Genomic DNA, 14,173 nt, shown 5'->3' on the forward strand with positions numbered 1-14,173 from the left:
GTTTATTACTACAAACAAAAAAAGGGCCCATTTGCCCTTTACTTTCCTTCATGACATTTCATATTTTTCTATTTTTCGATATAAGCTGGCCCGATGAATTCCTAAAAGATCGGCTGCCTCTTTTATATTTCCAGCTGTTTTTTCCAAAGCTCTCGTAATCGCACGTTTTTCAGCGGATTCCACTTCCACCTGAAGTGAATAACTCCCCTCATCCTGCTCTTGATCCATCGTAATTATTTCACGATACAACTCTTCTTCCAAATCTTTTTTCCGTAAATAGGCAGGAAGATGATGCACTTGAATAATCATTTCTTCTATAACATTCATCGCTCGTTCTAACACATTCTCTAGCTCTCTAATATTCCCTGGCCAATCATGCTCCATGAATATATCTCTTACTCTCTTATCCAATGAAAGAACGTTACTACCCAGCTCACCATTCAATTTCTTAATTAAAAATTCCGTTATATGTATCATATCTTCTTTTCTCTCTCGCAACGGAGGAATATCAATTTCAAACACATTCAACCTATAATATAAATCCTCCCTAAACTCACCTCTTTGTACCATTTCACGGAGATTTCGATGTGTCGCCGCAATGAAACGGACATCAACCTTTTGAATTTTCGTACCTCCAATTCTTTCAATCTCTTTCTCTTGCAATACACGAAGCAACTTCACCTGCATATCCAAAGACATATCACCAATTTCGTCTAAAAACAATGTTCCCTTATCGGCTAATTCAATCTTTCCAGGCTTACCGCCTTTTTTCGCTCCTGTAAAAGCCCCTTCTTCGTATCCAAACAATTCAGCCTCCAAAAGCTCCCTTGGAATCGCAGCACAATTCAAACGAATAAATGTGCCACTAGCACGTGGACTTGCACGATGTACCGCATGTGCAAAGAGCTCTTTTCCTGTACCACTTTCTCCTCTTATCAAAACGGTAGACCGGCTTTTAGAAACCTTTAAAGCCATCATTTTGACTTCTTTCATTTTTGCACTCTCTCCTATAATGCTTTGAAAGGAAAGTCGCCCTTCTTGGAGCCGCTGTAATTCAGTTTGATAGTAAGATAACTTTGATTCCATTTCACTAATTTGATCTCCCAAAGCTTTAAACTGCTGTATATCATGAAACATAATTTTACCAATCGCTCCAATAATCTTGCCTTCCTTAATGATAGGTATGCGCGTTGCAATTATATTCCGATTACTTATACGCTGGATATGTCCAATTTCCATCTGTCCCGTCTTTACGATAATATGCATCCTCGTATTCTCAACAACCTCCGTACAATGCTTTCCAATTGCTTCTTTCGGATCATCAATCCCTAAAAATTGTGCATAAGAACCACTTAAAAAATTGACAATTCCTTGTTCATTTACCCCTAGAATGCACTCAGACAATAAATTTAGGGCACTTTCATATCGACTTATTATGCTTTCCAAAGACTGTATACTCTTCCCTTTGCTTTCCAGAATGACAATTGATCCGTATTCTGTCTCATTCTGATATACACTTGATTCATTCACAATTAAAACTTGGTTGCCACTCCTACATTCATACCTGTACAAACTATCATTTTGATTCATTACTAACTTTTTACGATCAGGAATAATTGCTGATATATGCTCACCTATTATTTCATTTTCTTTTTTATGTAACATACTACAGAATAGTTTATTGCTATATGTGATGATTCCACCATGACTTATAACAGCAATTCCGTTATTCATTACCTGAAGAGCCTGACTAGTTACCTGCAAATTCATTCGTTCGTTCATATGCATTTGAAAGCCCCCTATCCAATTGTGCTCGTTCTCGCATGTATTATATATTCATTTTAAATATTTACTTTCCCTTGGTTTTTCCGTTTGAAGTTATAAATTCTTAAACTAGTAATATAGCTCATTAACCAGTGGCTTCTAATTATCTCATCGGCTATTTGCAACATGCAGCAGGGACATGTTTAACACTTACATTGGATACATAAAACAAATTTAATAAAAAGTAAAAACAGTTGACGGATTACCTTCTGTCAACTGTTTTTATTACGAATATTGGTGACGAAACCCATAATGGATAGATTTTCTTTAGCATAAAGTTCGATTTTCAAGATTCCAACTAAACCATCTCCCATGCCCTTCTGTTTCTCCAACCGTTTCACGATATTCGTTTCCGTTAATATAATAATCAATATGAAGGTCCCGGTCCCACATGTTGTTATACAGATGGAATACATCACGTTTTGTACCGATTTCTTGTATTTGTTTTTCTAGCTTATGTTTTACTTGTTCAGGTATTTGATTTGCGACGTGTGTGTGGAAAATACAGATTACAGCATCTTCACTAATTTGTTCAATAATAGATGGTAATAGCTCCACACCGTCTCCTTCTATTAATTGGACAGATTCATTTTTTACTAACGATGCGGCTTGGTCAAACATTTCAAGTCTTTCTTTATGCTCTGGCCAAATGAGTGCACGTAGCCATAAATAATCTTCATCACTATGTAAATCATTTACATGTAAGTCTAGTCCGATTCTTTCTACGACAGATGGACTTTCTTTTAGAAAATGAGGCACATTCTCCCCTCTTATTTCAGAAGTTACATGTACGTTCGAATTTATATTTCCGTATGTTTCATCTGTTCCATATGAATAGCTATATTGGTCCCAGAATAGTTGTAATCCAAAACTTGTCCCAATTTCAATTAACGCTAACGGCTTTTTCACTTTATTAAATATGTAACAAAAACTTGGGTATAAGTACGCACATCGCCTTACTTCATTCGTTTGAACGAGTTTCGTTTGTAATAAAGTAATGATTTCTTCTCGGTACGTTTTACAGAAATCCTTAAAATGATCAAAAGCTTGGTCTAAATCCGTATTAACACTTTCAACTAAGCTACTATAATACGTTTTTACATGATGTTCTTTCCCTGTTAGTAATAAATAATGTACGGCTCCTAATAGTAAGTTTGGGACTGGTTGACCTGCTTGAGCGTAGGAAGATAGTATAAGTACTTCCTCATCTTCAGCAATTTGTATTGATAAGTATTCATATAAGTCACTTGACCCTTTACATTCCTTTATTGAAAAATTTCGAAATAAGTTTGCGATTTGTTCTTGTGTACGCATTGGTATCCCTCCTTGTTGATATTACAGAATAATCTTACTATTAAAAGAGTAAAATTCCCATAAAAAGATATCCATTCTACCCACTTTCGTATACGTAAGCTTTTTCGGGATAATTTCAAACTGTAATTTTTTTCTATTTATCACCTTAAAAGAGCTTGTTAAATAAGATTTTTGGCGAATAAAACGTTAAATAGTTTAAAATTATCAGATAACACTAGATATTTTAGTCTATTAATTATTATAATAGAGTATGAGATGGTTATACAATTGAGACAAAAAAGGTAAATACCTAGGTGGGGCCTAGGCGGTGTTTCTCTTTTACGGCTTAGACATAGAAAACACCTACTCTTTTTTGCCAATATAGGGGATGGAGAGATTATCATGAGCAACATGCAGCAAAAAACAGACGTTATCTTAATTGGTGCAGGAATTATGAGTGCAACGTTGGGCTCATTACTAAAAGAATTAGCACCTGAATGGGAAATTAAAGTTTTTGAAAAACTCGCAAGTGCCGGGGAAGAAAGCTCTAATGAATGGAATAATGCAGGTACAGGGCATTCTGCGCTATGCGAACTGAACTATACTTCCGAAAAATCTGACGGATCTATAGATATTGGTAAGGCTGTAAAAGTGAATGAGCAATTCCAGCTTTCAAGACAATTTTGGGCATATCTTGTAAAAAGCAAATTGATTCGCAATCCACAAGATTTTATTATGCCTCTACCTCATATGAGTTTAGTACAAGGTGAAAAAAATGTTGAGTTTCTAAAAAACCGTTTTGAAGCGCTTTCAAAAAATCCACTGTTTCAAGGTATGGAATTTTCCGATGCTCCTGAAACATTAAAAAAATGGCTTCCACTCATTATGGAAGGACGTACACCAAACGAACCGATGGCTGCAACGAAGATTGACTCTGGAACAGATGTTAACTTCGGTGCATTAACACGTATGTTGTTTGATTACTTACAAACGAAAAATGTCGAGCTAAACTACAAACATAGTGTCGAAAATATTAAACGCACGAAGAATGGTTTGTGGGAAGTAAAAGTACACGATATGAATAGTGGTAAAATTGAGCATCACACTGCAAAATTCGTCTTTATCGGTGGCGGTGGCGGTAGTCTACCTCTACTACAAAAAACTGGTATCCCTGAATCAAAACATATCGGTGGATTCCCAGTAAGTGGACTATTTATGGTATGTAAAAACCAAAAAGTTGTAGAGCAACATCATGCGAAAGTATACGGTAAAGCTAAAGTTGGCGCTCCGCCAATGTCTGTACCTCACCTTGATACGAGATATATAGACAATAAAAAAGCTTTACTATTTGGACCGTTCGCAGGGTTCTCTCCTAAGTTCTTAAAAACTGGCTCAAACCTTGACTTAATCGGTTCTGTAAAACCGAATAACGTCTTAACGATGTTAGCTGCTGGTGTAAAAGAAATGGGATTAACAAAATACTTAATTCAGCAAGTTATGTTATCACATGAAAAACGTATGGAAGAATTACGCGAATTCATTCCGAGCGCGAAAAGTGAAGATTGGGATATTGTAGTTGCTGGGCAACGTGTGCAAGTAATTAAAGATACTGATGCTGGAGGTAAAGGTACACTTCAATTCGGTACTGAAGTTGTTAGTGCAGCTGATGGATCAATTGCTGCATTACTAGGTGCATCACCGGGTGCTTCTACTGCTGTTCACGTCATGCTTGAAGTATTAGAAAAATGTTTCCCAAGCCGCATGGTAGAATGGGAAGGAAAAATAAAAGAAATGATCCCTTCTTACGGCATTTCACTAACTGAAAATCCAAGATTGTTCCAAGACCTTCACACTTCGACTGGGCGTACGCTTGGATTAAATGAAAAAGAAACAGTTCATAACTAATGAAGAAATTAAAAAACGTCCGATATATTCGGACGTTTTTTCGTTACTAAAAATTATATTTATCAATATTCTCTTTCGTAAATACAACTCGCTCTGGCAATATGATAATTCCGTTTCCTTCTGCCTCATAATCGTAACCTTGGATAGAGTTTGGCTCTACTTTCACTTTTCCGATTCCTTTTACTTCGAAGCTATCCCCTACTTTTAACTTCTTCCCTTTTACTACTATTTCATTTGCTACATACGTTGCAAGTGCACCTTGTTGTTTTACATCCCATAATCCAAATTGTTGCACTGTTCCTCGTTTTACGTAATCACGCATAACGTTTGGTGTGGAAAAACCAGTTACAACAACTTTTTTATCCATTTTTAAGTTTTCAGCTGCTTGTGCCATTGCTGGTAGTGCCGTTGCATCCGGGCAAATGACTGCATTAATATCTGGGTACGTTTTTAATATGTTCTCCCCTACTGATAAAGACTTTTGCGCATTATTTTCACCGTACTGCGTCGTTACAATTTCCCAGTTCGGATATTTCTTTTTAATAATTTCTTTCGCTTTCGTTACCCATTGATTTTGATCCGTTACTGTTGGACTAGAATAAAAGAATGCTACTTTTCCTTTATCTCCAATTTGTTTGGAAGTCATTTCAATTAATAAATTAGCAAGTTGGTCTGGTGTTCCTTGGCTTATATAAAATGAACGGTCTTTCGGATTGACATCAGAGTCCCATGTTAACACCGTCATACCTTTTTTCTTAGCACGTTGCAACGATTGCGATAGACCATCTACTGATGTAGAAGAGACCATAAGTGCATCATAGTTTTGATTAATAAAGTTGTTTATATATTTCACTTGCCCAGATACGCTTGCTTCAGACGGTCCATCATATTTCACTTGTACGCCTAACTTATCTCCCATCTCTTTTGCTCCTTCACCGCCCGATGTAAAGAAGCCAACTCCAGTTAGTTTCGGGATAAAGGCAAATTTCACATCATCTGCCTTCTTCTTATCTGCCGTTTGACTAGAGCAAGCGATTAAACCAATTAAACAAATGCACACTATTAATACAATCCCCAGTTTTCTCTTCATGACATTTCCCCCTTATGCAAGTTCTTTCTTTTCCCCGGTTTGAATTGATGTAATTTGAAATGTCTCATAATAACTGAAAGAATAAGAATAATACCAATAACTACGTTAGATTGTTCATTTGTTAAACCCGTCATTTGCAAGCCATACTGCATGAGCCCTATAAAAATACTCGCCAGTACAGTACCGATAATACTTCCTTTTCCCCCTGTAATAAGTGTCCCGCCTAATACGACTGCTGTAATGATTGGTAAAATCGTTTCACTTCCCATATCAGCACGCGCGGAGCCGAAATATGCAGTTAAGAAAGCGCCTCCTAATCCACCTCCTAACCCGGAAAGTATGTAAGCGATGATGACTACTTTTTTCGTTTTAATCCCGGTGTATTTTGCTGTATTTTCGTTCGCACCTGTTAATTTTAAGTGGCGCCCATATATGGTGTGGTGAAACAATATAGTGCATAAAATCGTTAATATAATCAGTAGCCATAATAAATTCGGTATTCCTATAAAATTACCGTTTGCCAGCTGTACAAATGCGTCAGGTAAACCACTTATCCCTTCATATCCAGAAGCACCTGCCCCTCCTGAAATGACGAGTGCAATTCCGCCGTATAAAAACATCGTTCCAAGTGTAACGACAAGTGGCTCCACATCTGTCATTTTTATAATGATTCCGTTTAAAGCTCCTGCTAAACAACTGATAATAAGAGTTATTATGACTGCTAGCAAAATAGGTATTCCATTCATCCAAAGTACACCGATCAAGATCGAAGTGAGTCCCATTATGGAGCCGACCGATACATCAATTCCTCCTGTTACAATAACGAAAGTCATTGGTATCGCCGCGATTGCGATAAAGAGAAAATCATTTGTACTAAAAAGGAGATTACTAACATTTAAGAAATCACTATTTATAAAACTAAAGAGAATGAATTCTAAAAGAAGTAATACGATTAGAACAGCTTCCCATTTGTATAAATACTTCATAGATTCATCCTCCTTTCTGTCTTCCACTTTTTCATAACACTATCTAATATGACGATTAGTAATAATAAGAAACCTGAAATAGCATTATTCCAAAATGCTGGTATTTTTAAAAAGACGAGTGAACTGCTTATCACTTCTAAAAATATCGCTCCTAATGCAGCTCCAACTATAGAACCCGTTCCTCCTTTTAAATGAACTCCTCCTAATACAGCAGCTGCGATAACCTGTAGTTCTATCCCGGTCCCTGTTTGATTTGGAACGAACCCGATATTCATGACAAATATGCAACCAGCGAGCGCGGCGCTTATGCCTGAAATCATAAATGCATATATTTTCACTTTATTAACAGGTATACCAATGAGTCTTGCGCCATCTTCATTATCACCTACTGCATAAAAGTACCTTCCGAAAGGCACTTTCCTTAAATAGAAATATAGTAGTAGTAAAATAAAAAGAACAACCCATACAATTATTGGCAAACCAAGTATGACGATAGATGACAGTTGCTTAAAATCATTTGGTATATCTTCAATCCACTTTCCACCTGTGAAAATTAACATCGCACCTCTAATGACCCCTAACATACCTAATGTCATAATAATGGCTGGTATCCGAAACTTTGCAACGCCAATACCGTTTATAAAACCGAGAATAGAGCCAAGTAAAATAGCAGCAAATATGGACAAAAATGCATGATATCCATCCGATAACAACATCCCGCAAACTGCTGCGCTTAACCCCATAATTGAACCAACTGAAACGTCTATATTTTTCGTAAATAAGACGAACGATTGGCCAATTGCTAGCAAAACTAGTATAACGCTTGATTTCATCACTAAAGATAGCGAGTTAAACTGAACGAAACTTGGATTTATCACTCCGACAATGGCAATGTAAATGAGTAATAATAGGATGATAGATGTTTCGTGCATTTTATACATACGTTTCATTCCGTTACACCTCCGTATGCAAGACGTGTAACTTCATCTACAGTCATATTTTGTTTCTCTAAATGAGAAACAAATTGTCCATTTCGCATTACATATACACGGTTTACTAATTGAACAATTTCTTCAACATCGGAAGAGATTAATAATATTGCGAGTCCTTCCCTTTTCATCTTTTCTATCGTCTCATATACTTCAATCCTTGCTTTTGCATCAATTCCGCGAGTCGGTTCATCAAGAATAATAAATTTAGGATTACATGCGAGATACTTTGCAAGCACGACCTTCTGCTGATTACCTCCTGATAAAGATGCCAGTTCTTTATTCATATTCTGTACAACAATTTGGAACTGTTCTATAAACGAATTTACTAAAGCGCTTTCTTTTTCTTGATTAATGAAAAAGCGACTATTCTGATGTAAATTTGCTGCAGTCATATTTTCTTTAACTGATGCAATTGAGAAAATTCCATTTCTTGCTCTATCCTCTGGCACATAAACTAATCCCTCGCTAAGTCTTTTATGCAAAGAGCATGAATCAATTGATTTTCCTTCTAATAAAATAGAACCTGATTTTATAGACTTCAATCCAAATATGGCTTCTGCTAATTCCGTTCTACCTGATCCAACAATGCCAGCAATGCCTACAATCTCCCCAGCATGTACAGTAAATGATATATTTTCGAATGCGTGACTCGTTATATTATTTACTTCTAATATTTTTTTCGTTACTTTTGTCTCTTGCACTACTTCTCTTTTCTCTTCTTGTTTATACCCTTTCGGTAATAACCCCTCCATTAGCATGTCATATGTATAGTTACGTACATCCCCTTGGCTTACAATCATTCCATCACGTAATATCGCTACTTTGTTGGCAACTTTAAAGATTTCTGGAAAGCGATGCGTAATATATATCATGCCAATTCCTTTTTCTTGTAAACTTTTCATCAGCACAAAAAGACTCTTTATTTCGTGAGTTGTTAATGTCGATGTTGGCTCATCTAAAATAAGAATCTCGGCTTCCCGTATTAACCCTCTAACGATTTCTACTAATTGTTGCTGCGCAATGGATAGTGATCCTCCTAATTCTTTAAGGTCAATATCCCATCCTAAACTGTCCATCAATTGCTGAATCTTTACTTTTAATTCCTTTTTCTTCCCTTTTAGTCCGATACATATATTTTCTTCAATGGTCATATGCGGAAAAATGAGCGGTTCTTGTGGTATTAAGTAAATCCCTTCTCGATGTGCTTCTTTCGGATTTACAAACTGTTTCCTCATTCCTTTTACATACATTTCTCCACTATCATACGAATATAACCCCGTTAATATTTTCATTAATGTTGATTTTCCAGCACCATTTCCTCCAACTAAAGCGTATATATCACCACGCTCTACTTGTAAGTTCACTTCTTTTAGCACAAGTTGATTTAAAAACGCTTTACTAATTTTTTTCACATGTAATAAAGGTACGTTCTCCACATGATGTCACCTGCCTTCATCCAGAACATTTTTTGAGAAAATGATTATTTGTTCTACTTGTTTTGTAGCATTGTATATTCCTTTTTTCATATCTAGAACACTTTTTTCCACTTATTATTAATCGTTTCAATTGGAATAAACAAAATATGTGGCACATATGTTTAAGCAGTGGTCAATTGTTGAAAGGGATGAAGAGTATGACACAGCTAAACTTTGAAGAGAATTTATTAACGAAAGTAGCTTGGTACTATTATAAAGACCAATTAACACAACAGGAGATCGCTTCACTTCTTCACATTTCAAGAAATAAAGTTGTTCGGTTATTAGAGAAGGCGCGCAGTGACGGTATCGTTACATTTCACGTAAAAGGGACTGGTTTACACTGTTTAAGTATTGAGCGTGACCTAATGAAAAAATTCCACTTAAAAGATGCTTTCATAATCCCTACTCCAATAGACAATTATCACACTTCTCTCGGAAAAGCTGCTGCACAATATTTAGAAACTCAGCTCCAGCAAGGTGATTTACTCGGCATTGGATGGGGCGAAACGATTAGCAAAATGCTAGAAAACATTCATTTTGAAAGTTCTATTAATCTTTCAATCGTAACGCTAACTGGAGGAGTAAATCACTATCTCCCGAGAAAACAAAATTATTTTCACTACATGCAAGGCGATTTTCACATTATCCCTACCCCATTTCTAGCATCTACAACCGAAATGGCACAAAGTATTCTATCAGAACCGAGTGTAAAAGATATGCTTCATGTCGCTTCACTTGCTCATACAGCTGTTGTCGGTATTGGCGGACTATCTCAAGACGCTACGATTGTAAAAGAAGAAAAATTAACACTTCGTGAGATGACATATATTCGAAGTCAAAACGGAGCAGGCGATATTTTAGGGCAGTTTTATAATACGGATGGTGATTTATTAAACCTCCCGCATCATAATCGACTAATTGGTACGCCGCTCTCTATTCTACGCAAAATGAAGCATGTCGTTGGTGTTGCTGGAGGTACAGAAAAGATAGATGCAATTTTTGGTGCTTTAAAGGGGAGATTTATTCATACATTAATTACCGATGAGGAAACGGCCCTCTCCTTATTACGAAAGGATGGTGATTGTTAATGTCTCATTTATTAGCTTTTGATGCTGGTACAGGAAGCATTCGAGCTGTTCTTTTTGATTTATTAGGTAATCAAATTGCGGTTAGTCAAAAAGAATGGGTTCATAACACGGATCCTCGTTACCCAGGTTCTATGAATTTTGATGTAATAGAGAACTGGAAGCTAGTACAACAGTGCACGAAAGAAGTTTTACAAAGAAGTAATGTCTCTCCCTCTTCTATTCTAGCTATTAGCGCTACTAGTATGCGAGAAGGTTTTGTTTTATATGATAAAGGTGGGCAAGAGATTTGGGCATGTGCAAATGTTGATGGTCGCGCATCAGCTGAAGTTAGTGAACTAAAAGAAATTCGGTCACATCTTGAAGAAGATTTATATACAAGTTCTGGTCAAACTTTTTCATTAGGTGCTTTACCCCGCCTACTTTGGATTAAAAAACATGAACCAGACGTCTATAGCAACATTTATTCTTTTACGATGTTAAACGATTGGATTTTATATAAACTAAGCGGCGTGCTGCAAATCGATGCCTCAAATGGATGTACGTCCGGTATTTTTGACTTACAAAATAGAGTGTGGGACAACGATGTCGCCAAAGAATGCGGTCTAACTTTACCATTTTCACCAACAGTAAATGAAGCTGGTACAGTAATTGGCAATGTTACAAAAGAGTGTGCGGCATTAACTGGATTACGTGAAGGAATTCCTGTCGTTGCCGGGGGCGGAGATGCACAAATGGCATCACTTGGAACAGGAGTAGTTAGACCTAATCAAACATTAATATGCGGCGGTAGTTTTTGGCAACAAGAAGTGAATGTTACTGAGCCAATAACGGATCCAAATGCTTCCATTCGAGTAAATTGTCACGTCGTACCTAACCTATGGCAATATGAAACGATTGCCTTTTTCCCAGGCCTTGTTATGCGCTGGTTTCGAGACGCTTTTTGCCATGAGGAAAAGAAGATTGCTGACAAACTCGGTGTAGATACTTATGCATTATTAGAAGAACAAGCAAAAGACGTACCTGTCGGTTCACATGGCATTATCCCTACCTTTTCAAACGTTATGAACTACATTTCTTGGCGTCATGCCGCACCTTCTTTTCTAAATTTAAGTTTAGATGCTGACAAATGCGGTAAGAAAGAACTGTTCCGTGCTATTGAAGAAAATGCTGCCTTCGTTACACTTGGTAACTTAAAATTAATAGAAAATCTCACAGGTACATTTCCTTCTGAAGTTATTTTTGCTGGCGGTGCTGCTAAAGGAAAACTATGGCCACAAATTTTATCAGACGTACTCGGTATCCCTGTAAAAGTACCAGTTGTGAAAGAAGCAGCTGCTTTAGGAACTGCGATTGCTGCTGGAGTTGGCGCTGGCATATATTCATCTATGGAAGAAACTGCTGAACAGTTTGTACAGTGGGAGCATACATTCGAACCAATTACTGAAAATCATGAACTATATCAAGAATTCTATGAAACATGGAAAACTGTGTATGACAGTCAACTCTCTTTAGCGGATAAAGGGCTCACCTCACATATGTGGATTGCGCCTGGTGCACTGTAACACATTACATAAAGGAGTGAAATGTATGTTAAAAGCGAATGAAAATGATTTCTCCTATCGCTTCGGTGATAACGGGCCGAAATATTTAATACAAGGTCCGAATATTGATCTTGGCCTTGTTGTCATTCAGCCTGGGCAGGAGTTTCAAAACCACTATCATACAACTTGTGAGGAAGTCTTTTATGCTTTAGAAGGTGAAATAGATTTCTATGTGAATAACGAAAGAGTTCCAATTAAACAAGGCGATGTGTTGCAAGTTCGCCCTCATGAATCTCACTATCTTATTAACCATTCTGACAAACCTTTTAAAGCAGTTTTTATTAAGTCACCACATTTACCAAATAAAGATACGGTACAAACGGAAAATCCAACATTAACGAAGGAGTGATTTCAAATGACTTGGGGATTTAAAAATCGATTAAATACAATTTTACCTGATGGCAGAGCGGTTATGTTAGCGATAGATCACGGCTACTTTTTAGGACCCATTCACGGGCTAGAACAGCCACTTGAGACAGTTAAAAACTTACTTCCTTATACAGATTCTCTCTTTTTAACGCGCGGTGTACTTAGCTCCTGTATTCCTGAAAACTGCAGCACACCGATGGTTATGCGTGTTTCAGGCGGAGCTACTGTCGTCGGTAAAGATTTAGCGAATGAAACAATTGTTACACCAGTAAAAGAAGCAGTAAAACAAAACGCAATTGGCGTCGGTGTTTCTGTATTCGTCGGATCCGATTATGAAACACAAACAGTTTCAAATCTCGCAAATGTAGTTTCAGAAGCTCATGATTACGGTTTGCCAGTACTCGGTATTACCGCTGTTGCGAAAGAATTACAAAAACGTGAAGCACGCTTTCTAGCACTCGCTTCCCGCGTATGCGTTGAAATGGGGGCTGACATTATTAAAACGTATTACTGCGAAGGATTCGAAAAAATTACAAGTACTTGCCCTGCCCCAGTTGTAATTGCTGGTGGACCAAAATTAGATTCGATTGAAGACGCATTAAACATTACGTACAATGCACTGCAAGAAGGCGCAATTGGCGTAGATATGGGCCGAAACATATGGCAATCTGAACATCCTGCTGCGATGATTCAAGCGATTCATGGTATTGTGAAGAATGGAATGAATGTGAAAGAGGCACTTCAATTATTTGAAGATGTAAAAAACTAAGCTAAAATATAAACAAAATCAATATTTACCATAAAGAAAAGCCCATATGTTAGATTACTTAGTAATCTAACATATGGGCTTTCTTGTATATTTTTTATCGTTCCGAATTTGATCAGACTTCTACAGATCGCGCACATTCCAAACAATCTCACCGCGCTCCCCCCACGTACTGTGATGTCGCTTAAACCCTATCTTTTCTAATACCCGAAAAGACGCCGTATTCCAAGCGCCTACAGTAGACCAAAGTCTTTGGCGACCTGTAGCAATCGCTGCCTCAAGCACCGCTGATGCTGCCTCTGTCGCATAACCTTTGCGATGAGCATGTTGGAACAACTCATAAGCAATCTCTGGCTCTTCAAGCGTGGAACGACCGATGATTAAGCCACAGTATCCGATAAAATCCCCTTCTTCTCGCCTACGTATAGTAAGAAGAGAAATACCATTTTCAGTTGCTTTCTTGCGCATTTCGATAAGAGAGCTACGAACAGATTCAATGGTTGGCATGTCCACACCACGTTCACCAATTAATTGTCTCAGCCAGACTGCATCAGATTCCTCCCACATATTCAGATCGAGTCGTTCCGTTTTTAACTGGAACGCCATATCTTTAAATTCAGTTGTCATAGTGGTAACCTCCTATTCATATCACTTACTTATAATAGTTTCGTACTTTACCATATGGGAAAACTACTTGATTCATACATTATTATTATTTTATGCATAATCAATTCCTCTGCAAAATAGACCTTGTTATCAGACTGCATTTTTATCTACAATA

At 37.2% G+C, this 14,173-nt stretch carries 12 protein-coding genes; 5 read left to right on the forward strand and 7 right to left on the reverse strand.

Translation table 11 applies throughout. The annotated features are described in order from the left end of the window. Window positions 1–48: 48 nt before the first annotated feature. Both AC3WTI_RS05635 and AC3WTI_RS05640 read right to left on the reverse strand, forming a co-directional pair. Entirely contained in the window at window positions 49–1,788 is a 1,740-nt protein-coding gene (locus AC3WTI_RS05635) for a sigma 54-interacting transcriptional regulator (RefSeq protein ID WP_097841277.1), read from the reverse strand. 303 nt (window positions 1,789–2,091) lie between these two features. Beyond that, window positions 2,092–3,138 (reverse strand): DUF2332 domain-containing protein, encoded by a 1,047-nt coding sequence (locus AC3WTI_RS05640; protein ID WP_097841276.1) that lies wholly within the window; start codon window positions 3,136–3,138, stop codon window positions 2,092–2,094. A gap of 381 nt (window positions 3,139–3,519) precedes the next feature. On the opposite strand from AC3WTI_RS05640, the gene AC3WTI_RS05645 reads away from it, so the two are divergent. Beyond that, window positions 3,520–5,022: a malate:quinone oxidoreductase gene (locus tag AC3WTI_RS05645; protein WP_097841275.1), complete on the forward strand. Its 1,503-nt coding sequence runs from the start codon at window positions 3,520–3,522 to the stop codon at window positions 5,020–5,022. A gap of 46 nt (window positions 5,023–5,068) precedes the next feature. Here the strand turns inward: AC3WTI_RS05645 and lsrB are convergent, their stop codons facing one another. From lsrB to AC3WTI_RS05665, 4 genes are read right to left on the reverse strand one after another with little or no spacing between them, the layout of a single operon-like run. Beyond that, window positions 5,069–6,112: an autoinducer 2 ABC transporter substrate-binding protein LsrB gene (gene lsrB / locus AC3WTI_RS05650; RefSeq protein WP_086390613.1), complete on the reverse strand. Its 1,044-nt coding sequence runs from the start codon at window positions 6,110–6,112 to the stop codon at window positions 5,069–5,071. Further along, the gene (locus AC3WTI_RS05655) at window positions 6,109–7,098 is read right to left on the reverse strand and encodes an ABC transporter permease (RefSeq protein WP_142286477.1); all 990 of its coding nucleotides are present in this window, start codon (window positions 7,096–7,098) and stop codon (window positions 6,109–6,111) included. The genes lsrB and AC3WTI_RS05655 overlap by 4 nt, the downstream gene beginning before the upstream one ends. Next, window positions 7,095–8,048 carry an ABC transporter permease subunit gene (locus AC3WTI_RS05660; RefSeq protein WP_087955935.1) on the reverse strand — a complete coding sequence of 318 codons (954 nt, stop codon included), beginning with the start codon at window positions 8,046–8,048 and terminating at the stop codon, window positions 7,095–7,097. Before AC3WTI_RS05660 ends, AC3WTI_RS05655 begins: the two co-directional genes overlap by 4 nt. Beyond that, window positions 8,045–9,526 carry a sugar ABC transporter ATP-binding protein gene (locus tag AC3WTI_RS05665; RefSeq protein ID WP_142286478.1) on the reverse strand — a complete coding sequence of 494 codons (1,482 nt, stop codon included), beginning with the start codon at window positions 9,524–9,526 and terminating at the stop codon, window positions 8,045–8,047. The genes AC3WTI_RS05660 and AC3WTI_RS05665 overlap by 4 nt, the downstream gene beginning before the upstream one ends. A gap of 197 nt (window positions 9,527–9,723) precedes the next feature. On the opposite strand from AC3WTI_RS05665, the gene AC3WTI_RS05670 reads away from it, so the two are divergent. Genes AC3WTI_RS05670 through lsrF form a run of 4 tightly spaced genes read left to right on the forward strand, consistent with a single transcriptional unit; the run spans window position 9,724 to window position 13,395 of the window. Beyond that, window positions 9,724–10,656, forward strand: a complete 933-nt coding sequence (locus tag AC3WTI_RS05670; RefSeq protein WP_097841274.1) for a sugar-binding transcriptional regulator — start codon at window positions 9,724–9,726, stop codon at window positions 10,654–10,656. Beyond that, window positions 10,656–12,218 carry an autoinducer-2 kinase gene (lsrK, locus tag AC3WTI_RS05675; RefSeq protein ID WP_142305872.1) on the forward strand — a complete coding sequence of 521 codons (1,563 nt, stop codon included), beginning with the start codon at window positions 10,656–10,658 and terminating at the stop codon, window positions 12,216–12,218. The genes AC3WTI_RS05670 and lsrK overlap by 1 nt, the downstream gene beginning before the upstream one ends. Before the next feature lie 25 nt (window positions 12,219–12,243). Further along, window positions 12,244–12,606 carry a cupin domain-containing protein gene (locus AC3WTI_RS05680; protein WP_000909986.1) on the forward strand — a complete coding sequence of 121 codons (363 nt, stop codon included), beginning with the start codon at window positions 12,244–12,246 and terminating at the stop codon, window positions 12,604–12,606. Between the two features lie 6 nt (window positions 12,607–12,612). Continuing rightward, a complete protein-coding gene (gene lsrF / locus AC3WTI_RS05685; protein WP_087955929.1) occupies window positions 12,613–13,395 on the forward strand; it encodes a 3-hydroxy-5-phosphonooxypentane-2,4-dione thiolase in 783 nt (260 codons plus the stop codon). A gap of 120 nt (window positions 13,396–13,515) precedes the next feature. Here lsrF and AC3WTI_RS05690 read toward each other — a convergent pair whose 3' ends face one another. After that, window positions 13,516–14,019 carry a GNAT family N-acetyltransferase gene (locus tag AC3WTI_RS05690; protein WP_087955928.1) on the reverse strand — a complete coding sequence of 168 codons (504 nt, stop codon included), beginning with the start codon at window positions 14,017–14,019 and terminating at the stop codon, window positions 13,516–13,518. Between the last annotated feature and the right edge of the window lie 154 nt (window positions 14,020–14,173).

The organism is Bacillus sp. EB106-02-03-XG38 (genome assembly GCF_058792175.1).